Source organism: Paraburkholderia sp. RL17-381-BIF-C, from assembly GCF_046026435.1.
Taxonomy (GTDB): domain Bacteria; phylum Pseudomonadota; class Gammaproteobacteria; order Burkholderiales; family Burkholderiaceae; genus Paraburkholderia.
Genome location: NZ_JARESX010000002.1, coordinates 194,677 through 214,312, shown reverse-complemented (window position 1 = coordinate 214,312; position 19,636 = coordinate 194,677). Strand labels below are relative to the sequence as shown.

Genomic DNA, 19,636 nt, shown 5'->3' with positions numbered 1-19,636 from the left:
GCACGTCATAGCGATTATTTGAACCCAAGGGAATGACAGCACCATGACATCGAACGACAACGCGACGCCGGGCACGATGCTCGAACGCGGCGCGGGCGTTGCCGTGTGGCGGCAGATCGAGCAGATCCTGGCGGCGGAAATCGCCGCCAGCGGTTTCGGCGAAGAAGGGCGTCTGCCGAGCGAAGGCGAACTGGCCAAACGCTTCGACGTGAACCGGCATACCGTGCGCCGGGCCATGCTGGGTCTTGCCGCGCTGGGCCTCGTCAGCGTCGAGCAGGGGCGCGGCACCTTCGTGCAACCCGGCGCGATTGACTATACGATCGGCCGCCGCACGCGGTTCACGGAAAACCTGCGCCAGCAGCATCACGCGGCGGCCGGCACCATGTTGTCGGCCGCGCGCGTGAAGGCCGAGCCGAGCGTTGCCAAGGCGCTGAGTCTGCGCGCCGGTGCGCCGGTTTACCGGATCGAATCGCTGCACGAATCCGACGGCGTGCCGCTCACCTTCGCGCGCAACTGGTATCCCGCGGCGCGGTTCGCGGACTTGCCGGAGGTGCTGGAGCGTACCGGCAGCATCACCAAGGCCATGGCGGAATTCGGCGTGAACGACTATCTGCGCAAGTGGAGCCGCATCGGCAGCGTGCTGCCCGAACCGGAGGTGGCACGGCGTTTGAATATCAACCGTCAGCAGCCCGTGCTGTGGGTCGAAAACGTCGATGTGGATCTGCAAGGCACGCCGGTCAAATACGGCTTCACCCACTTTGCCGCGGACCGCGTGCAACTGCTGGTGGAGCACGACCTATGAGCGGCGCGGCCTGGGGCGCCGAGGCTCGTTTCGCCGTGTATTACGCGCCCGCGCGTGAATCGGCGTGGTGGCAGGCCGGTTCGGCGTGGCTCGCGCGCGACGCGGAAAGCGGCGAGTGCTGCGAGGCTCCGCAACCTCCGGAACTGACGCGACCGCTCGCGGCGTTGACTGAAGCACCGCGCCGCTACGGCTGGCACGGCACACTGGTCGCGCCGTTTAGACTCGCCGAAGGCGTGACACAGGCACACGTATTGCACGCCACGCGTGAATGGGCGCGCACGCAAAGCGCATTCGCGCTGCCGGTGGAAGCCGCAACGCTTGGCGATTTCGTTGCGCTGCGGCCAGCCGATGCAGAAGGCGAATCCCACATTCGCGACGTGGCCACGAGTGCCTTGCACACGCTCGATGCGTTGCGCGCACGGCCGTTGGCCGCGGATCTCTCGCGTCGACTGGCCGCGCCGCTGAGCGAACGGCAACGTGCGCTGTTGATCGAATGGGGCTATCCGTACGTGCTCGACGAATTCCGTTTTCACATGACGCTCTCCAGTTCGCTCGCCGACGCGAAGGAGCGCGCCACGCTGGTCGCATGGTGGCAAGCGCGCACGCCCGCGCTTGGGCCGCTGATTGTCGATCATGCTGCGCTCTTCGTCGAACCGGCGCCCGGAGAGCCGTTCGTGTTGTGGCAACGTGTGCCCTTCCAGACCGGCGAGGTGTAATGACAATGACAGGTCGTTTGATCTATGTAATGGGGCCGTCCGGCGCGGGCAAGGACTCGCTGCTGGAGTTCGCGCGCAAGCGGCTGATGGGCGAGCCGATTCTGTTTGCGCACCGCTATATCACGCGGCCGAGCGGCAACGGCGAAGCGCATGTGGCGTTGAGCGTCGAAGAGTTTGCCGCGCGCTCCGTGCTTGGTCTGTTCGCGCTCGAATGGTCCAGCCACTCGCTGCGCTATGGCATCGGTATCGAACTGGATGCGTGGCTGGCGCGTGGTTGCACGGTGGTCGTCAACGGCTCGCGTCAGCATTTGCAGCACACGTTGGCGCGTTATCCGAACACGGAAGTGGTGCACGTCGACGCCGCGCCGCATATTCTCGAAGCCCGGCTCGGCGCGCGGGCGCGCGAATCGGCGGAACAGGTGGCGGCGCGGCTCGCGCGCCGCGCGCCGTTCTCGCTGCCGGACGGCGTGCGCTGCACCACGATCGACAATTCCGGCACGCTGGATGAGGCGGGCCACGCGTTGATCGCGTTTCTGAAAGCGGAAGCCGACGTTCAGTAAGCCGTACTATCCGGCTGCCGCCATCCGTTCCCGCGTCGCTTCCTGCAAGCACGCTACGAACTGAAGTACGGCCGGTGTCGGCAACAGATCGCGCCGCGAAATGATGCTGAGATCGTAGTTCGGCAGCGCCTCTTCGATCTGCGCGACGCGGATGCCGAGCGGCGCGACCATTTGCGCAAGCGGTCGCGTGAAGCAGCCGATCACGTCGGTTTGCGACACCAGCCCGAGCGTCACCGCGAACGACGACGGCGCCCGCACCAGCCGCTTCGGCACCGGCAAGCCGTGCGCGTTGAACATGGCCATCATCACGCTATGGGGGAAGTGATCGGCGCCCACGGTCACGATCCACTCCGCGTCGAGTAACTCGTGCAGGCGCGTCACGTTGGCGAGCGGATGCCCGGCGCGCATGGCGACGACGAACTGCGTGGAGTAGAGCGGCGCTTGCACCAGGTCGCTGTCCAGCGCCTGCACGTGGTGGATCGCCGCGATATCCAGCGCGCCATTGCGCAAACGCGCGACCGCGTCCGGTATCGTCACTTCTTCCAGATGCAGATTGACGAGCGGCATCGCGCGGCGAAACTTCGAGACCGCGTGCGGCAGCGCCGTGAGCGCAATCGACGGCATGGTGCCCACGCTGACCCTGCCGGCCAGTTCTCCCTTCACCTGTTCGACGGCTTCCACCGTGCGCCGCATGTCGCCGAGCAACTGTTCGGCGCGCGGCAGCAGCGCGAGCCCGCAAGCCGTCAGTTCGACGCCTCGTACGCTGCGCACCATCAATTCCGCATTCAGCGCGCTTTCGAGCTCGCGGATCGTATGCGTGACGGCCGGCTGCGTGACGCCAAGCTCGCGCGCGGCGGCGCGCAGGCTGCGGTGATGGGCGGCGGCGACGAACGCTTGCAACTGCTGCAGTTTCATTCGGGTAATCCCGTATATAACGTTTGTTAATCGGGGTGAAAAAAACAGCATCTTATTCGAACAAAACGGCGTGGCTATAGTGCTCGCCTGTTTGCCGCGTTTTGACGCGGCCGTGAACCCCTGGAGCCATAGAGATGAGCGAAGCCGCGCGTTTTACCGAAGTGTCCGATTTGGTGCCTGCCGCCGAGAGCCTGCGCGAGATTCGCCATCACATTCACCACCATCCGGAGCTGGCTTACGAGGAGCACCAGACGGGCGCCCTGGTCGCCGACAAGCTCGAACAATGGGGCTGGCAGGTCACGCGCGGCGTCGGTCAGACGGGCGTGGTGGGCACGCTGAAGGTGGGCGACGGCAAGCGCAGCATTGGCATTCGCGCGGACATGGACGCGTTGCCGATCATCGAGCAAACCGGTCTGCCGTATGCGAGCGGCACGCACGGCAAGATGCACGCATGCGGCCACGACGGGCACACCACGATGCTGCTGGGCGCGGCGCAACGCCTCGCGGCCACGCGCAACTTTTCCGGCACGGTGCACCTGTATTTCCAGCCGGCCGAGGAGAGCGGCATCGACAGCGGCGCGCTGAAGATGATCAACGACGGCCTGTTCGAGCGCTTTCCCTGTGACGCCGTGTTCGGCGTGCACAACCATCCCGGCGAGGAGCCGGGCGTGCTGCTGTTCCGCAAAGGGCCGTTCATGTCGGCGGGCGACAAGGCGATCATCACGATCGAAGGCGTGGGCGGGCATGCGGCGCGTCCGCATCTGACGGTCGATCCGGTCGTGGTGGCAGCCAGCATCGTGATGGCATTGCAGACGATCGTCGCGCGCAATGTCGATCCGTCGCAACCGGCGGTGGTGACGGTCGGCTCCATGCATGCGGGCACCGCGAACAACGTGATTTCGAGCAGCGCGAAGCTGGAGCTGAGCGTGCGCTCGTTCAGCCCCGAAGTGCGCGCACTGTTGAAGAAGCGTATTACCGAACTCGCCGAAACCCAGGCGGCGAGCTATGGCGGCAAGGCGGTGGTGGAATACATCGAAGGCTATCCGGTCGTGGTCAATTCGGATGCCGAAACGGATTTCGCGGTGGAAGTGGCGCGCGAACTGGTCGGCGACGACAAGGTGGTCGCGCAAACCGACATCCTGATGGGAAGCGAAGACTTTGCCTTCATGCTGCAGAAGCGGCCGGGCACGTTTCTGCGGATCGGCAACGGCGCGGGCGAAGACGGCTGCATGGTGCACAACCCGCACTACGACTTCAACGACCGCAATCTGCCGGTCGGCGCGGCGTTCTGGACGCGGCTGGTGGAGCGCTATCTGGCGCAGTAACGCCGAAGTGACGCCGCAGGACCCAGCAAGCCGCACCGCAATCGGCCAGCCGCACAATCATAACGACGAGGTAGACCACGCGATGAACACCACGACCGATGCGAGCCACGCCGTTCAGGCGAGCCAACCCACCAGCCGCGGCGCGATTGCCGCCGCGGTGATCGGCAACTGGCTCGAGTTTTTCGACTTCACCGTGTACGGGTTTTTTGCCGTGATCATCGGCAAGCTGTATTTCCCGTCGGCGGACCCGACTACTTCGTTGCTGCTCTCCGTGGCGACCTTTGCGGCAGGCTTCATCACGCGCCCGCTCGGCAGCGTCATGCTCGGCGTGTACGCGGACCGCAAGGGCCGCAAAGCCGCGCTGAATCTGACCATCATGCTCATGGCGGTGAGCACCGGCCTGATCGCGATTGCGCCGACCTATGCGCAAATCGGTCTTGCGGCGCCGCTTCTGATCGTGCTGGCGCGTCTCGTACAAGGCTTTTCGCAAGGCGGTGAGTTCGGCGCGGCCACCTCCACGCTGCTCGAACAGGGCGGCGGCACGCGGCGCGGTTTCCGTGCGAGCTGGCAACTGGCCACGCAAGGCGGCGCGGCGCTGATGGGTTCGGGCATCGCCGCGGCGTTGTCCGGCGCGTTGCCGAAGGAATCGCTGGAAAGCTGGGGCTGGCGCATTCCGTTCCTGCTCGGCGTATTGATTGCGCCGGTCGGCATGTACCTGCGCCGCCGTCTGGCCGACGACGCGGCCAGCGCGCACAGCCACGCGATCGAGCGCGGCGTGTTGCACGAACTCTTCACGCAGCATCTGCGCCCGCTGATCCTGATCACGCTGACGGTGATGGGCGGCACGGTCTCGACCTATATCCTGACCTTCTACATGCCGACCTACGCGATCCACACGCTCGGCCTGCCGATGTCGCTGTCGATGCTGGTGGGCGTCGCCTCGGGCTTCGTGATGCTGGTTACGTGCCCGCTGTTCGGCATGCTGTCGGACCGGATCGGCAGCCGCAAGCGGCCGATCCTGTTCGGACGCGGCGTGCTGGTGCTGCTGCTGTTTCCGGCCTTCATGCTGATCAACCGCTTTCCGCAGTTGCCCGTCATCATGTCGCTGACCGCGCTGATGCTGCTGTTCTATTCGATGGGCTCGGCGTCGGAATTCGCGTTGATGTGCGAGTCGTTTCCGCGGCGCGTGCGCGCCACCGGCATTTCGATCGCCTATGCGTTGAGTGTCTGCGTGTTCGGCGGCACCGCGCAACTGGTTGCGACGTGGCTCATCAAGCTGACGGGCAGCAAGCTGGCGCCGGCCGGGTATGTGGCGGCGTGCGTCGTAGTGTCGTTGATCGCGGTGTCGATGCTGAAGGAAACCGCGGAACGGCCGATCGACTGATCGATCGGACAGGGCGCCGGCATCGCGCGGCGCCCGTCAGTCAGTCAGTCCATTAGTGTCAGCCGCGCCTCGCCACCATCTCCGAGACGTTCTGCGCGGCGTGCTGCAGCGGCTCCAGAAATGCCTTCACCATCTGCCTGGCCGAATTGCGCTGCGCATTGCCGCTGATATTCATCGCGGCGATCACGCGCCCCTGCCGGTTGCGAATCGGCGCGGACAGCGAAATCAATCCACCCTCCAACTCCTGATCGACAATGGCCCAGCCCTGGCGGCGAACCTGCGCGATCACTTTCTTCAACTCTTCCTTGTCAGTGACCGTGCGCGGCGTGTGCGCGTAGAGCGGCGCCGAACTCAGCGTCGCCTCGAGTGTTTCTTCGTCGAGCGCGGAGAGCAGCACGCGGCCCATCGACGTGCAATACGCCGGCAAGCGGCTGCCGATCGACAGGTTGATCGTCATGATCTTGTGCGTCGGTACGCGCAGCACGTAGACGATCTCGGTGCGATCGAGCACGGCCGCCGAGACGCTCTCGTGAACCTGCGCCGACAGTTGCTCCATCACCGGCTCGGCGAGGTTCCAGAACGGCATGGAGGTCAGATACGCGAAGCCCAGGTCGAGAATTTTCGGCGTGAGGCGAAAGAGGCGCCCTTCGGCTTCCACATAACCGAGCGTTTGCAGCGTCAGCAAAATGCGGCGTGCGCCGGCGCGCGTGAGACCGGTGGCGGCGGCGACATCCGTGAGCGTCTGTTCGGGGCGCGTGGCGTCGAACGCGCGGATCACGGCGAGGCCGCGCGCGAACGACTGCACATAGGAGTCGCCCGGTTTGTCCGGGGCCGGTTCGGCGCTGGCGGGAACGGCGGAAGACGGCGGCAGGGCTGGGCTCATGGACCTTGAAAGGTGCGTTCGAGGAAGGGCGGGCACGCGCCGCGCCGGTTCACCCGGCACGATGCGGCGCAAAGGCGTGACGATAGCTTAAGCCTTCTGTTTCGCCAACTTCGCTGCCTGATGCTCAAAAATGCCAGGGTTTGCATGGATGCAGGCCGCATCGAAAATTTGTATGATGACCCGATAACATGATCAATCGAGGCATGGATGTTCGACAAGATTCCTGCGCGAGCGTTGAGCGACACGGTCGCGCAGCAGTTGCTGAAGCAGATCGACAAAGGCACTTTCGAGCGAGGCGGCAAGCTGCCCACCGAGGCTGTGCTCGCGCAGCAATTCGGCGTGAGCCGCACGGTGATCCGCGAGGCGATCTCGCGGCTGAAGAACGAGGGTGTGGTCGAACCGCGCCAGGGCAGCGGCGTGTTCATCGCCGCGCATGGTGCGATCCGGCCGTTGCGTATCGACTACGCGGAAGCGGTCGAGCCGGGCTCGGTGGTGCAGATTCTCGCGTTGCGCCGGGCGATCGAGGCGGAAGTCGCGTCGGAAGCCGCCATGCGCCGCAGCGACGCCGACATGGTGTCGATCGACACGGCGCTCGCGAAGATCGACGAAGCGGTGGCCGAAGGCGAGGACGGCGTGGCTGAAGACGTCGCCTTTCATCGCGCGATCGCGGCGGCCACCGGCAATCCGTATTTCCTCAAGACCCTCACGTTCCTGAATCAGTACCTCGAGGCCGGCACGGTCGTCACGCGCCGCAACGAAGCGTTGCGCGAGGACTTTTCGCGTCAGGTGCGCGAAGAGCATGCCGCGATCGCCGCCGCGATTCGGGCCGGCGATCCGATGGCGGCGCGCAATGCGGCACGAACGCATATGTACAACGCGGCACGGCGTCTCGCGGAAGCGGGGATTTGCTGAGCTTCAGTGCTCAGACTCAGCGCCCGGATTCAGGCCCGGGCGTTCAACGAATTCATAGAGGTCAAGCATGTCCAGAAATGTTGGTGTCATCGGTCTTGGTGCAATGGGCCTGGGTGTCGCGCGCTCGCTGTTGCGCGCGGGTTTTCGGGTTCACGCGTGCGACCTGCGCAGCGAGATCCTGATTGCGTTCGTCGCTGAAGGTGGTGTGGGCTGCGCGACACCGGCCGAACTCGGCGCGCAGTGCGAGGTGGTCGTCACGCTGGTCGTGAATGCCGCGCAAACCGAAGCCGTGCTGTTCGGCGAGCAGGGCGCGCTCGCCGCGATGAAAAAGGGCGGCGTGGTGATCGCCAGCGCGACCGTGGCGCCGGACTTCGCAATCGAACTCGGCAAGCGGATCGAGGCCGCCGGTTTGCAGATGCTCGACGCACCGGTTTCGGGCGGCGCGGCGCGCGCGGCTTCCGGCGAGATGACCATGATGACGTCCGGCCCCGCGGCGGCCTATGCCGCCTGCGAGGACGTGCTGGCCGCGATGGCCGGCAAGGTGTACCGCCTCGGTTCCGGGCACGGTGCGGGATCGAAGGTGAAGATCATCAATCAGTTGCTGGCCGGCGTGCATATCGCGGTGGCGGCCGAAGCCATGGCGCTCGGCTTGCGCGAAGGCGTCGATCCAGATGCGCTGTACGAGGTCATCACGCACAGCGCGGGCAATTCGTGGATGTTCGAAAACCGCGTGCCGCACATTCTCAACGGCGACTACACGCCGCTTTCGGCCGTCGATATTTTCGTCAAGGATCTGGGCCTCGTGCTCGATACCGCGCGCCGCTCGAAATTCCCGTTGCCGTTGTCGGCGGCGGCGCATCAGATGTTCATGATGGCGTCTTCGGCCGGCCACGGTGGTGAAGACGATTCCGCGGTGATCAAGATTTTCCCCGGCATCGACGTGCCGGCGGCGAAGTAAGCAGGAGGAGCGCCATGACGACCCATACGAAACGCGCGCTGCTCGGCTGCATCGCCGACGACTTCACCGGCGCCACCGATCTGGCCAACATGCTGGTGCGCGGCGGTATGCGCACGGTGCAAACCATCGGCGTGCCCGCATCGAATGACCTGCTCGAGGCCGACGCCCTGGTGGTTGCGCTGAAATCGCGCACCATTCCCGCCGCCGACGCGGTCGCGCAATCGCTTGCCGCGCTGGACTGGTTGCGTGCGCAAGGGTGCCGCCAGTTTTTCTTCAAATACTGCTCGACCTTCGATTCGACCGACGCGGGCAATATCGGCCAGGTGACGGATGCGCTGCTCGACGCGTTGTCCGCCGACAGCGCAGCCGGCGCATTCACGATTGCGTGTCCCGCGTTTCCCGAGAACGGCCGCACGATCTTTCGCGGCCATCTGTTTGTCGGCGACGCGTTGCTCAACGCGTCGGGCATGGAAAACCATCCGCTCACGCCGATGCGCGATGCGAACCTCGTGAGCGTGCTGCAACGTCAGACCCGATCGAAAGTCGGACTCGTGCGTTATGACGCCGTGGCGCGAGGCGTGTCGGCGGTGCGCGAAAGGTTCGATACATTGCGCAACGAAGGCGTGCGCATGGCGATTGCCGATGCGGTGTCCGACGCCGACCTCTATGTACTCGGCGAAGCCTGCGCCGATCTCACGCTGATCACCGGCGGTTCGGGCGTCGCGTTGGGCTTGCCGGCCAACTTTCGCCGCGCGGGTTTGCTGGCGGAACGGGCGGACGCCGCGCAGTTGCCGCGAGTCGACGGCTTGTCCGCGGTGCTGGCCGGCAGCGCGTCGAAAGCGACCAATGCCCAGGTGGCGCAGTGGCGCGCCACACGGCCCGCGTTTCGCATCGATCCGCTCGCGGCGGCGCGCGGCGAAGCCGTGGTCGAACAGGCTTTGGCCTTTGCGCAGCCGTACCTCGACAAAGCCGAGCCCATGCTGATCTATGCGACCGCGACGCCCGACGAAGTCAAGGCAGTGCAAGGGCAGCTCGGTGTGAACGAAGCGGGGCATCTGGTCGAAAACACGTTGGCGTCGATCGCGCGTGGTTTGCGCGAGCGTGGCGTGCGCAAGTTCGTGGTGGCGGGGGGCGAAACCTCGGGCGCGGTCGTGCAGGCGCTAGACGTGCACACGCTGCGGATCGGCGCGCAGATCGATCCCGGCGTGCCGGCTACCGCGACGACCGCCGCCGAGCCGCTTGCGCTCGCCTTGAAATCCGGCAACTTCGGTACGACGGACTTCTTCGAAAAGGCGCTGCGGCATCTGGACGGAGATGTGCAATGAGTGGCGCGCCCGCAGTTCACACGACGAACGAAGCGCGCGTTCGCGAAGAAATCTGCGTGACCGGCGCGAGTCTCTATCAACGCGGCTACACGGTGGGCACGGCCGGCAACATTAGCGCGCGGCTCGACGACGGTTGGCTGATTACACCGACCGATGCGTGTCTTGGCCGGCTCGATCCCGCCGCCATCGCCAAGGTAGACCTCGCCGGCAACGCAATGTCAGGCGGTCGGCCGTCGAAAACGCTGGCGCTGCATCGCGGCATCTATGCGCGTAATAGCGAAGCGCGCGGCATCGTCCATACCCATTCGACGCATCTGGTCGCGTTGACGCTCGCGGGCGTCTGGCGCGAAACCGACGTGCTGCCGCCCATCACGCCGTATTACGTGATGAAAGTGGGCCACGTCCCCCTGATTCGTTATGAGCGCCCCGGCGCTCCGCAAGTCGCCGAGCAGATCGCCGCGCTCGCCGATAGCGTTCGCGCCGTGCTGCTGGAGCGTCTTGGTCCGGTGGTGTGGGAGCGTTCGGTGGCGCAAGCCGCCTATGCGCTCGAAGAACTCGAAGAAACCGCGCGTTTGTGGTTGATGACCCAGCCACGGCCCACACCGCTCGACGAAGCCGCACTCGAAGAACTGCGCAGCGTGTTCGGAGCGCGCTGGTAGAAGAAGCCGACAAAACAAAGCCCGGCCGCGCGCGATGCGCCGCGTCGGGCCATCCATTCAAGGAGACAATGCATGAACTCATATCAGGCCGAATCCAGCCGCCCGGTTACAGCCGCCGCGGGACAACCCGGCGCCGCTGAAATCGAGCACACCTACAAGAAGGTGTTCTGGCGCATCGTGCCGTTTTTGATGCTGTGTTATGTGGTCGCCTATCTGGACCGCGTGAATGTCGGCTTCGCGAAACTGCAGATGTCGCAGGACCTGGCGTTCAGCGAAACGGTGTTCGGCCTCGGCGCCGGCGTGTTCTTCATCGGCTACTTTCTGTTCGAGTTGCCGAGCAACATTCTGATGCACAAGATCGGCGCGCGCATCTGGATCGCGCGGATCATGATTACGTGGGGCTTGCTCTCGGCGGTGTTCGTGTTCGTGAAGACGCCGATGCAGTTCTATATCTTGCGTTTCCTGCTGGGTCTCGCCGAAGCCGGTTTCTATCCCGGCGTGATCCTGTACCTGACCTACTGGTTTCCGTCGCATCGGCGCGCGAAGATCATCGCGGTGTTCATGTCGGCGATTCCGGTGTCGGGCATTTTCGGCAATCCGCTGTCCGGCTGGATCATGCAGACCTTCCACAACAGCTCGGGTTTCGCGGGCTGGCAGTGGATGTTCCTGATCGAAGCGATCCCCGCCATCGCGATCGGTATCGCCACGGTCCTGTATCTCGACAACGGCATTTCCAGCGCGAAGTGGCTGAGCGAACGCGAAAAGCAGCTGCTCACCAATGAAATCGCCGCTGCGCAACCGCGGGACAAGGCGCAGAAACATTCTGTCGGCGCGGTGTTCCGCGATCCGCGTACGTGGTGGATGTCGCTGATCTATTTCGCGTTCGTGACGGGACAATACGGTCTGACGTTCTGGATGCCCACGCTGGTGAAATCGACCGGTGTGACGGGTGCATTCAATATCGGCCTGTTGAGCGCGATTCCGTTTCTGTGCGCGATCGTCGTGATGAATCTGATGGGCCACAGCGCCGACAAGCGCCGTGAGCGCCGCTGGCATCTGATCGTGCCGGCGCTGTTCGGCGCGATCGGCTTCACGGTGGCGGCTTCGTTCGCGGACAACACGGTGGTCTCGATCGTGGCTCTCTCGCTGGCCGCAGCCGGTGTGCTGACCTGCGCGCCGCTCTTCTGGTCGCTGCCGACCGCGTTCATGTCGGGCGCGACCGCCGCGGCCGGCATTGCAATCATCAATTCGATCGGCAATCTCGCGGGTTTCGCGAGCCCGTACATGATCGGCTATCTGAAGGACCTCACACACAGCACGCAGACCGGCATGTACGTGCTGGCCGGCATGCTCGTGATCGGCGCGATTGCCACGTGGCTCACGCCGCCCAAGCTGGTCAACCGATAAATCGATGCGCGCGTGCGGCATGAGTCGCTGCCGCGCGCGGAAACACCCCGTTTTCAAGGAGTTGCTGCCATGCCTCGCTTCGCCGCCAATCTCACGATGATGTACAACGAGCACGCGTTCCTCGACCGTTTTGCCGCCGCAGCGAAAGACGGCTTCGAGGCGGTCGAGTTTCTGTTCCCCTACGATTTCCCCGCTGCCGACATCAAATCGCGCCTTGTGGCGAGCGGTCTGACGCAAGCGCTCTTCAATGCGCCGCCTGGCGACTGGGCCGCTGGCGAGCGCGGCATTGCCTCGCTGCCGGGACGCGAAGACGAGTTCCGGCGCGGCATCGAAATGGCGCTCGACTACGCGCGCGTGATCGGCAATCGCAAGCTGCACGTGATGGCCGGCCTGATCGGCGCGGATCAGCCGCGCGCGAAGCATCGCGAGGTGTATCTGAACAATCTCGCGTATGCCGCGAAGGCCGCGCAAGCCGAAGGCATTACGGTCGTGATCGAGCCGATCAATACGCGCGATATGCCGGGCTTCTTTCTGACCCGTCAGGACGAAGCGCAAGCGGTCTGCGCGGAAGTCGGCGCGCCGAACCTCAAGGTGCAGTTCGACTGTTATCACTGCCAGATCGTCGAAGGCGACCTTGCAGTGAAACTCAAACGCGATATGGCGGGCATCGGCCACATTCAGATCGCGGGCGTGCCGGAACGGCATGAGCCCGACACGGGCGAGCTGAATTATCCGTATCTGCTCGAGCTGATCGACTCGCTCGGTTACGACGGCTACATCGGTTGCGAATACCGGCCGCGCGCAGGCACCTCGGCCGGTCTCGGCTGGCTCAAACCGTATCTGAACGCGAACCGCTAACAAGGACACAACCCATCATGAAAGTACTGATTACCGGCGGCGCGGGTTTTCTCGGCCAGCGTCTCGCGCGTGAACTGCTCGCGCGCGGTTCCCTGAAAGACAAGCAGGGCACACCGCAAACGATTACCGAGCTGGTGCTGCTCGACGTAGTGCAAGCCAACAATTTCGACGACAAGCGTGTACGCACGGAAGTCGGCGACATCGCCGAGCGCAGCGTGCTCGAACGCGTGATCGACGACCAGACTTCGGCGATCTTTCATCTGGCCGCGATCGTGAGCGGGCAGGCCGAAGCGGACTTCGATCTCGGCATGCGCATCAATCTGGATGCGTCACGGCTGCTGCTGGAAACGTGCCGGCAGCGTGGCCACCGGCCGCGTGTGCTGTTCACGAGCTCCGTGGCGGTGTATGGCGGCGCGTTACCCGAGGTCGTGCAGGATGATACGGCGTTGAATCCGCAGTCGTCATATGGCGCGCAGAAGGCGATCGCGGAGTTGCTGCTCAACGATTACGCGCGGCGTGGTTTCGTCGACGGCCGTGTGTTGCGGCTGCCCACCATCAGCGTGCGGCCGGGCAAGCCGAACGCGGCGGCTTCGTCGTTCGCGAGCGGCATCATTCGCGAGCCGCTGAACGGCGAAGCGGCGGTGTGCCCGGTCGCGGGCTCGACGCGCCTGTGGCTGCTGTCGCCGCGCAAGGCGATCGAGAGCCTGATCGCCGGACTCGAACTCGACTCCGCCGCGCTCGGCAACCAGCGTGTGCTGAACCTGCCGGGCATTTCAGTGAGCGTCGACGAGATGGTCGCCGCGCTGCGCGAAGTCGCGGGCGACGCCGCCGCCGCGCGCATCGTCTGGGAGCGGGATGAGCGGGTCGAAAAAATCGTGGGCAGTTGGCCGGGCCGGTGGGATACGTCGCGCGCCGAAAGGCTGGGGTTGAGCGGCGAGCGCAGCTTTGCCGACGTGATCCGCAGCTATGTCGCGGACGAGAACATCCAGATCCGGTAGTCGCGGACCCCGGAGCGCTCTCCGGGCCATCCTCCAGCGATCCCCAAGCTGTCTTTGAGCTGTCCTCGAGCCTCGTGCCGGCGCCGTGAACACAGGCGCGCCGGCATGAGCGCGTCAATCGTCTGATCCTTTTCGACCAGCTTCGCGGCCTGCACGTATTCCCTGGTGCCGGCGTGGCCGCGCTTGACATGGTTTCGGCCGCGCGCCTATTATCGAGGCTAGTTGTTCGATATATGACCGTATGTTCGTATAAAGAACAAATTTCCCGAATCTCGAACCCGCTGTTCATCATCTGCGTTAAGCTGATCTGACGTGAGGGCTGCTTTGCAGCCGCTTCCCGTCGCGTTCGAATTCTCTTGCGGGACGCCGGGCCGGCGCATCCGTGCATCCGTGCATCCAGCCCGCGCCACGCCGGCAATCCGCTCGTGGCGTGGCGCACGCAGCACATCAACTGGAGACATCACATGACCGAAGCATTCCTGTGCGACGCGATTCGCACCCCCATCGGCCGCTACGCGGGATCGCTGTCGTCGGTGCGCGCCGACGATCTGGGCGCGGTGCCGCTCAAAGCGCTGATGGAGCGCAACAAAGACGTCGACTGGAACGCGATCGACGACGTGATCTACGGCTGCGCGAACCAGGCCGGTGACGACAACCGCAACGTCGCGCGCATGTCGCTGTTGCTGGCCGGTTTGCCGCAAGGCGTGCCGGGCACGACGGTGAATCGTCTGTGCGGCTCGGGCATGGACGCCGTCGGCATTGCCGCGCGCGCCATCAAGTCGGGCGAGGCCGCGTTGATGGTGGCGGGCGGTGTGGAAAGCATGAGCCGCGCGCCGTTTGTTATGGGTAAGGCGACCAGCGCGTTCTCGCGTCAGGCCGAAATCTATGACACGACCATCGGCTGGCGTTTCGTCAACCCGTTGATGAAGAAACTGTATGGTGTCGATTCGATGCCGGAGACCGGCGAAAACGTCGCGACCGACTACAACATCAGCCGCGCCGATCAGGACGCTTTTGCGCTGCGCAGCCAGCAGAAAGCGGCGCGCGCGCAACGCGACGGCACGCTCGCACAGGAAATCGTCGGCGTGACGATCGCGCAGAAGAAGGGCGACCCGATCACGGTGTTGCAAGACGAGCATCCGCGTGAAACGAGCCTCGAAACGCTCGCCAAGCTCAAGGGCGTGGTGCGTCCGGACGGCACGGTCACGGCAGGCAACGCGTCGGGCGTGAACGACGGCGCAGCGGCACTGCTGCTTGCCAATGAAGAAACGGCGAAGCGCTTCGGCCTCACGCCGCGCGCTCGCGTGCTGGGTATCGCAACGGCCGGCGTCGCGCCGCGCGTGATGGGCATTGGCCCCGCGCCCGCCACGCAGAAACTGCTGGCGCGCCTGAACATGACCATCGATCAATTCGACGTGATCGAACTGAATGAGGCCTTCGCTTCGCAAGGCATCGCGGTGCTGCGCGCACTCGGCGTGGCCGACGACGACGCTCGCGTGAATCCGAATGGCGGCGCGATCGCCCTCGGCCACCCGCTCGGGATGAGCGGCGCGCGTCTGGTGACTACGGCGATGTATCAGCTGCATCGCACACAAGGCCGTTTTGCGCTGTGCACGATGTGTATCGGCGTTGGCCAGGGTATTGCGATCGCGATTGAACGGGTGTGATCGCACGGTGTGATCGCGCCATGTGATCGATTAGGGGCCAGCGCGCGCGTTGGTCCAAGCTCGGGTTCAAGTAAAAGCAAACAGCCTCTTCGCTCACGCGACGAGGCTGTTTTTTTTGTCATGCGTAGATCGGGCGTATTTCGACTGTGAATCTAATTCGGACCATGGAAGGTTGGGATTAAGTCCGAATATCACGGCACATTGATTGCCCATTCGCGGGTATTGCAGTATGTGTTTAATGCTGTTTGCATTTGAGACGCGCCGCTCAATATGAATAGCCTCGAAATGTCACAGCATTGTCAATATTCAAAGTGCCGCTGCGACGCCACGTCGCGGCGATTTACATCGATTTCGCATTGATTCGAAAATCACAATTTGATCAATCACGGCGTGCAGTAAGCCATGTAAAATCGTCCGAGTCGTACCTCTCAAAACTATCATCCTGAAGACGTACAGGTACTCGCGGCGTTAAATATCGGCATTCCCAAGTTTCAGATCGCCGTTACGCTGCATCAAACCATTTTTCCAAGGAGCACGTATATGAAGGCAGCGACAATTGGCGCAGCGTTGATGGTCGCGGCGTTCGCCGCAGCTCAGCCGGCATGGGCGCAAGATGCCATGGCCAATGCGGCGCAGGGCGTTGTCAGCGCCGTGGAGCCGGTGCACGTGAAGGCACAGATCGTCGGTATCGATCCGGGCACCCGCACGCTCACGCTCAAGGGGCCGGGCGGTAACGCGGTGGTCGTACTGGTGAGCCAGCAGGTGGCGGGTTTCGACCAGTTGAAAATAGGTGACCGGGTCGACGTGCTCTACAAGAACGCGCTGCTCGTGAAGGCCGAGAAGGTCACCGGCAAAGACAAGGGTGTTCGCGCGCGTGTCGACACGCAGGTGTACGCCCCGGCCTCGGGCGGTTTCGAATCGGCGCGCCAGGTCGAGGTGCTTGCCACCGTGCAGAAGATCGATCGCAAGAAGCGTCTGGTCACGCTGCGCGGCGCATATCAGACGCAAACGCTCCAGGTCGGTCCGGACGTGGATCTGAAGGACGTCAAGGTGGGCGATACGATTCACGCTGTTTTTGTCTCGGCAGCGGCCGTTCAGGTGTCGCCGCAAGATTCGGCGCAGTGACCGCTGCAGTAATTGCCGCAGTCACGGCGGTCAACGCAATCACCGCCGTGACGTCAAGCAGCCTGGCATGACGACACCGCCCTGCTAGACGGTATGTGTGGGCTCTTCGGAGCCCGCATGCCTGTCTGCAGGCGGCCGCCTCCATTACACCTCACACCCTGCATGGCAAAGGCATCTGTTTGTCAGTGGCGAGGTGGCCTTATGCCGCGCGCGAGGCAGCCCGCTGCTGCCGCAAAATCCTCACGAAATTCAGCACGGTCGGCGACTTCTCGCGTTGCCGATGAATCAACGCGATACCCGTTGAAAGTGGCTTGCCTTGCAGTTCATGGTAAGACACCCCTTCGACCTGGATCTGCCGGATCGATGCGGGAACCACCGCGACCCCGAATCCTGCTGCCACGAGGTTCGCCGCCGACGATATCTGCGGCGACTCCATGCTGATGATGGGCGCAAAGCCGGCTTCGCGGCAGGCGCTAATAATCGAGTCGTAGAGGTCAGGACCGATCGGCCGCGGAAAGAAGATAAACGGATCGTGCGCAAGGTCTGCCAGATTGACGCGCCGCCGCCGGTTCAAACGATGGCTCGCCGGCAGCACAACCAGCATATCTTCGTCCACCAGCGGTTCCACCATTAGATCCCGGCAGTTCAGCGGCATACGCACGAGCGCGGCATCGAGTTGCCGCTCGGCAACCTTGTCGAGCAGCAGCGAGCTGTTGCTCTCCTCGCAACTGATCGACACGCGCTCATAGGCGTGCCGATAGCATTGCATCGTCAGCGCGACAGTGGGGTGGAACACCGTGGAGCCCGCGAACCCGAGCGACAGCCGACCCGTCTCTCCGCGTCCCGCATTCTGCACTTCGACGAAAGCCTCGCGCGCGTCGTCGACGATTCGCTGAGCACGCTCGCGAAACAGCCGCCCGGCCTCGGTCAACTCGACACGGCGCGGATGACGAATGAACAAGGGCGTGCCGATCTCCCGTTCGAGCTTCAGGATCTGCTGGCTCAAGGGCGGCTGGGCAATGCCGAGGTGCGTGGCGGCGTCCGTGAAATGCAGATGCTCGGCAACGGCGAGGAAATAGCGCAACTGACGAAATTCCATATCTTTTTCGTCTCCAAAATGTGGCTTCGAGATACTGGACTAATGACTGCGCTGATTCTAACCTTGGCGTCAATCCGATGCGCTTAAAGGCCGCACCCGAAGCCACTGGCCGGAAGCGAGGCGCGTCACAGTCACCCTTTCCCGAGGAGAAGTTCGATGTCAGCAGCGCGCGCAGCACTAGCAAACCTGCCGGCCGGCGCGGCCCAAGGCCTCGTTGCGGATCTGCGCAACATCGTCGGCAAGAAGCACATCCTGACGGATGACAGCGCGACCCGACGCTACCGCACGGGTTTTCGTTTCGGCGCAGGCAAGGCGCTGGCGGTGGTGCGCCCAGGCACCGTCGTCGAACAATGGAAGGTGCTGCAGGCATGCATCGCGGCGAACGTGATCGTCATTACGCAGGCTTCGAATACGGGCCTCACGGGCGGCTCGACGCCCGACGGCAACGACTACGATCGCGACATCGTGATCGTCAGCACGACCCGCATGAAGAAGGTGTATGTCATCGACGACGGCAAGCAGGTCGTCTGCCTTCCGGGGGCAACGCTCGATCAACTGGAGAAAGTGCTGAAACCGCTCGGCCGCGAGCCACATTCCGTGATCGGCTCGAGCTGTATCGGCGCGTCGGTATTCGGCGGGGTCTGCAACAACTCCGGTGGTGCGCTGGTGCAGCGCGGCCCGGCCTATACGGAAATGGCGGCATTTGCGCGGGTCGATGCGACGGGCAGACTGAGCCTCGTCAATCATCTGGGAATCGAACTCGGCAAGACGCCCGACGAGATTCTCGGCCGGCTCGAACGCGGTGAGTTTTCGGATGCCGACGTCCGGCACGACGCGGGCGCCGGTTCGGACCACAGTTACGCGACTCACGTGCGCGAGATCGATGCCGATACACCGGCGCGCTTCAACGCCGATCCGCAGCGCCTCCATGAAGCGTCGGGCTCGGCCGGCAAGCTGATGGTGTTCGGCGTGCGGCTCGACACGTTTCCGATCGAGCAGAACGCCAAGGTGTTCTATATCGGCACGAATCTACCGGACGAACTCACCGACATTCGTCGGCACGCGCTGCACGACTTCAAGCATCTGCCGATCTCGGGTGAATACCTGCACCGCGACGCCTTCGACATTGCCGAGGAATACGGCAAGGATATGTTCCTCGCGATCAACTATCTCGGCACGTCGCGGCTGCCGGCGTTGTTCGGCTTGAAAAGCCGGTTCGACGCGCTGTTCGATCGCCTCGGTTTTCTTCCTGCGCATTTTACCGACCGCGTCATGCAGGCCGCGAGCCGCCTGTTCCCGAGCCATCTGCCGCCGCGCATGAAGCAGTATCGTGACAAGTACGAGCATCACCTGATGCTGAAGGTCGCGGCCGACAGTGTTGCCGAAACGCGCGCGTTTCTTTCGGGCTACTTTGAGAACGCGACGGGCGGCTATTTCGAATGCACCGACGAAGAGGGCAGAAAAGCGTTCCTGCAGCGCTTTGCCGCCGCCGGCGCCGCGGTCCGCTATCGCGCCGTGCATGCGCGCGAGGTGGAGGACATCGTCGCGCTCGACGTGGCGCTGCGCCGCAATGATCGCGACTGGATCGAAACGCTGCCGCCGGAGATCGAGCAGACGATCTCCATCAAGCTGTACTACGGCCACTTCCTGTGCCACGTGTTTCACCAGGATTACATCGTCAGGAAGGGCAACGATTGCCTCGAAGTCGAACACAAGATGTGGACGCTGCTCGATCGCCGCGGCGCGGAATATCCGGCGGAACATAACGTCGGCCATCTGTATCACGCGAAGCCGCAACTCGCCGCGTTTTATCAGCAGCTCGATCCTTGCAACTGCTTCAACCCGGGAATCGGACAGACTTCGAAGTTCGCGAAGTACCGCGAAGCGGCGGGTTGAAGCGCCGCGACCGGGCGACATGATGAGCGCGGACGTGGTTCGCGTGAAGCGGCGGCGAGTCACCGATTGCCCTGTAACAATCTATGTCGGAATATGTCGCGCAGCCGGGAAAGAGGCCGCAAACCCTTGTCCCACGGGGCTTCCTCG

18 protein-coding genes are annotated in these 19,636 nt (G+C 63.8%); 15 read left to right on the top strand and 3 right to left on the bottom strand.

Annotation, left to right across the window (positions count from 1 at the left end; translation table 11 throughout):
* The first annotated feature begins 43 nt into the window (after window positions 1-43).
* From phnF to phnN, 3 genes are read left to right on the top strand one after another with little or no spacing between them, the layout of a single operon-like run.
* Window positions 44-802, top strand: a complete 759-nt coding sequence (gene phnF / locus P0D70_RS02480; RefSeq protein WP_091802756.1) for a phosphonate metabolism transcriptional regulator PhnF — start codon at window positions 44-46, stop codon at window positions 800-802.
* Window positions 799-1,518, top strand: a complete 720-nt coding sequence (locus tag P0D70_RS02475; protein WP_408182212.1) for a DUF1045 domain-containing protein — start codon at window positions 799-801, stop codon at window positions 1,516-1,518. Before phnF ends, P0D70_RS02475 begins: the two co-directional genes overlap by 4 nt.
* Window positions 1,519-1,523: 5 nt before the next feature.
* The gene (phnN, locus tag P0D70_RS02470; RefSeq protein WP_408182375.1) at window positions 1,524-2,078 is read left to right on the top strand and encodes a phosphonate metabolism protein/1,5-bisphosphokinase (PRPP-forming) PhnN; all 555 of its coding nucleotides are present in this window, start codon (window positions 1,524-1,526) and stop codon (window positions 2,076-2,078) included.
* A gap of 6 nt (window positions 2,079-2,084) precedes the next feature.
* On the opposite strand, the gene P0D70_RS02465 is transcribed toward phnN, so the two are convergent.
* Window positions 2,085-2,993 carry a LysR family transcriptional regulator gene (locus P0D70_RS02465; RefSeq protein WP_408182210.1) on the bottom strand — a complete coding sequence of 303 codons (909 nt, stop codon included), beginning with the start codon at window positions 2,991-2,993 and terminating at the stop codon, window positions 2,085-2,087.
* A 134-nt stretch (window positions 2,994-3,127) separates the two neighbouring features.
* Between P0D70_RS02465 and P0D70_RS02460 the strand changes: the two genes are divergently transcribed.
* Both P0D70_RS02460 and P0D70_RS02455 read left to right on the top strand, forming a co-directional pair.
* Complete coding sequence (locus tag P0D70_RS02460; RefSeq protein ID WP_408182208.1) at window positions 3,128-4,318, top strand: M20 aminoacylase family protein; 1,191 nt, start codon at window positions 3,128-3,130, stop codon at window positions 4,316-4,318.
* A gap of 82 nt (window positions 4,319-4,400) precedes the next feature.
* On the top strand, window positions 4,401-5,702 hold the full coding sequence (locus tag P0D70_RS02455) for an MFS transporter (RefSeq protein WP_408182206.1): 1,302 nt from the start codon (window positions 4,401-4,403) through the stop codon (window positions 5,700-5,702).
* Window positions 5,703-5,760: 58 nt separating this feature from the next.
* Here P0D70_RS02455 and P0D70_RS02450 read toward each other — a convergent pair whose 3' ends face one another.
* Window positions 5,761-6,585: an IclR family transcriptional regulator gene (locus tag P0D70_RS02450; RefSeq protein WP_408182204.1), complete on the bottom strand. Its 825-nt coding sequence runs from the start codon at window positions 6,583-6,585 to the stop codon at window positions 5,761-5,763.
* A gap of 207 nt (window positions 6,586-6,792) precedes the next feature.
* On the opposite strand from P0D70_RS02450, the gene P0D70_RS02445 reads away from it, so the two are divergent.
* The 9 genes from P0D70_RS02445 to P0D70_RS02405 all read left to right on the top strand — a co-directional run bounded on the left by P0D70_RS02445 (window position 6,793) and on the right by P0D70_RS02405 (window position 16,494).
* Window positions 6,793-7,497, top strand: a complete 705-nt coding sequence (locus P0D70_RS02445; protein ID WP_408182202.1) for a FadR/GntR family transcriptional regulator — start codon at window positions 6,793-6,795, stop codon at window positions 7,495-7,497.
* 67 nt (window positions 7,498-7,564) lie between these two features.
* Window positions 7,565-8,455 (top strand): L-threonate dehydrogenase, encoded by an 891-nt coding sequence (gene ltnD, locus P0D70_RS02440; RefSeq protein ID WP_408182200.1) that lies wholly within the window; start codon window positions 7,565-7,567, stop codon window positions 8,453-8,455.
* A 14-nt stretch (window positions 8,456-8,469) separates the two neighbouring features.
* Window positions 8,470-9,780: a 3-oxo-tetronate kinase gene (gene otnK, locus P0D70_RS02435; RefSeq protein WP_408182198.1), complete on the top strand. Its 1,311-nt coding sequence runs from the start codon at window positions 8,470-8,472 to the stop codon at window positions 9,778-9,780.
* The gene (gene otnC, locus P0D70_RS02430) at window positions 9,777-10,439 is read left to right on the top strand and encodes a 3-oxo-tetronate 4-phosphate decarboxylase (RefSeq protein ID WP_408182196.1); all 663 of its coding nucleotides are present in this window, start codon (window positions 9,777-9,779) and stop codon (window positions 10,437-10,439) included. The genes otnK and otnC overlap by 4 nt, the downstream gene beginning before the upstream one ends.
* Before the next feature lie 72 nt (window positions 10,440-10,511).
* Window positions 10,512-11,846, top strand: coding sequence for an MFS transporter (locus tag P0D70_RS02425; protein WP_408182194.1), 1,335 nt, complete (start codon window positions 10,512-10,514; stop codon window positions 11,844-11,846).
* A 69-nt stretch (window positions 11,847-11,915) separates the two neighbouring features.
* Window positions 11,916-12,704, top strand: a complete 789-nt coding sequence (gene otnI, locus P0D70_RS02420) for a 2-oxo-tetronate isomerase (protein WP_408182192.1) — start codon at window positions 11,916-11,918, stop codon at window positions 12,702-12,704.
* Window positions 12,705-12,721: 17 nt separating this feature from the next.
* A complete protein-coding gene (denD, locus tag P0D70_RS02415; RefSeq protein ID WP_408182189.1) occupies window positions 12,722-13,702 on the top strand; it encodes a D-erythronate dehydrogenase in 981 nt (326 codons plus the stop codon).
* 464 nt (window positions 13,703-14,166) lie between these two features.
* Complete coding sequence (pcaF, locus tag P0D70_RS02410; RefSeq protein ID WP_091808795.1) at window positions 14,167-15,369, top strand: 3-oxoadipyl-CoA thiolase; 1,203 nt, start codon at window positions 14,167-14,169, stop codon at window positions 15,367-15,369.
* A 540-nt stretch (window positions 15,370-15,909) separates the two neighbouring features.
* Entirely contained in the window at window positions 15,910-16,494 is a 585-nt protein-coding gene (locus tag P0D70_RS02405; protein ID WP_091802717.1) for a hypothetical protein, read from the top strand.
* A gap of 199 nt (window positions 16,495-16,693) precedes the next feature.
* On the opposite strand, the gene P0D70_RS02400 is transcribed toward P0D70_RS02405, so the two are convergent.
* Complete coding sequence (locus P0D70_RS02400; RefSeq protein WP_408182186.1) at window positions 16,694-17,593, bottom strand: LysR family transcriptional regulator; 900 nt, start codon at window positions 17,591-17,593, stop codon at window positions 16,694-16,696.
* A 156-nt stretch (window positions 17,594-17,749) separates the two neighbouring features.
* Here P0D70_RS02400 and dld point away from each other — a divergent pair, with 156 nt between their 5' ends.
* Entirely contained in the window at window positions 17,750-19,489 is a 1,740-nt protein-coding gene (dld, locus tag P0D70_RS02395) for a D-lactate dehydrogenase (protein ID WP_408182184.1), read from the top strand.
* The last annotated feature ends 147 nt before the right edge of the window (window positions 19,490-19,636 follow it).

Excerpts from the sequence above, each read along its gene's own strand:
- phnF (WP_091802756.1), top strand. The coding sequence starts at position 44 with ATGACATCGAACGACAACGCGACGCCGGGCACGATGCTCGAACGCGGC.
- P0D70_RS02475 (WP_408182212.1), top strand. The coding sequence starts at position 799 with ATGAGCGGCGCGGCCTGGGGCGCCGAGGCTCGTTTCGCCGTGTATTAC.
- phnN (WP_408182375.1), top strand. The coding sequence starts at position 1,524 with ATGACAGGTCGTTTGATCTATGTAATGGGGCCGTCCGGCGCGGGCAAG.
- P0D70_RS02465 (WP_408182210.1), bottom strand. The coding sequence starts at position 2,993 with ATGAAACTGCAGCAGTTGCAAGCGTTCGTCGCCGCCGCCCATCACCGC.
- P0D70_RS02460 (WP_408182208.1), top strand. The coding sequence starts at position 3,128 with ATGAGCGAAGCCGCGCGTTTTACCGAAGTGTCCGATTTGGTGCCTGCC.
- P0D70_RS02455 (WP_408182206.1), top strand. The coding sequence starts at position 4,401 with ATGAACACCACGACCGATGCGAGCCACGCCGTTCAGGCGAGCCAACCC.
- P0D70_RS02450 (WP_408182204.1), bottom strand. The coding sequence starts at position 6,585 with ATGAGCCCAGCCCTGCCGCCGTCTTCCGCCGTTCCCGCCAGCGCCGAA.
- P0D70_RS02445 (WP_408182202.1), top strand. The coding sequence starts at position 6,793 with ATGTTCGACAAGATTCCTGCGCGAGCGTTGAGCGACACGGTCGCGCAG.
- ltnD (WP_408182200.1), top strand. The coding sequence starts at position 7,565 with ATGTCCAGAAATGTTGGTGTCATCGGTCTTGGTGCAATGGGCCTGGGT.
- otnK (WP_408182198.1), top strand. The coding sequence starts at position 8,470 with ATGACGACCCATACGAAACGCGCGCTGCTCGGCTGCATCGCCGACGAC.
- otnC (WP_408182196.1), top strand. The coding sequence starts at position 9,777 with ATGAGTGGCGCGCCCGCAGTTCACACGACGAACGAAGCGCGCGTTCGC.
- P0D70_RS02425 (WP_408182194.1), top strand. The coding sequence starts at position 10,512 with ATGAACTCATATCAGGCCGAATCCAGCCGCCCGGTTACAGCCGCCGCG.
- otnI (WP_408182192.1), top strand. The coding sequence starts at position 11,916 with ATGCCTCGCTTCGCCGCCAATCTCACGATGATGTACAACGAGCACGCG.
- denD (WP_408182189.1), top strand. The coding sequence starts at position 12,722 with ATGAAAGTACTGATTACCGGCGGCGCGGGTTTTCTCGGCCAGCGTCTC.
- pcaF (WP_091808795.1), top strand. The coding sequence starts at position 14,167 with ATGACCGAAGCATTCCTGTGCGACGCGATTCGCACCCCCATCGGCCGC.
- P0D70_RS02405 (WP_091802717.1), top strand. The coding sequence starts at position 15,910 with ATGAAGGCAGCGACAATTGGCGCAGCGTTGATGGTCGCGGCGTTCGCC.
- P0D70_RS02400 (WP_408182186.1), bottom strand. The coding sequence starts at position 17,593 with ATGGAATTTCGTCAGTTGCGCTATTTCCTCGCCGTTGCCGAGCATCTG.
- dld (WP_408182184.1), top strand. The coding sequence starts at position 17,750 with ATGTCAGCAGCGCGCGCAGCACTAGCAAACCTGCCGGCCGGCGCGGCC.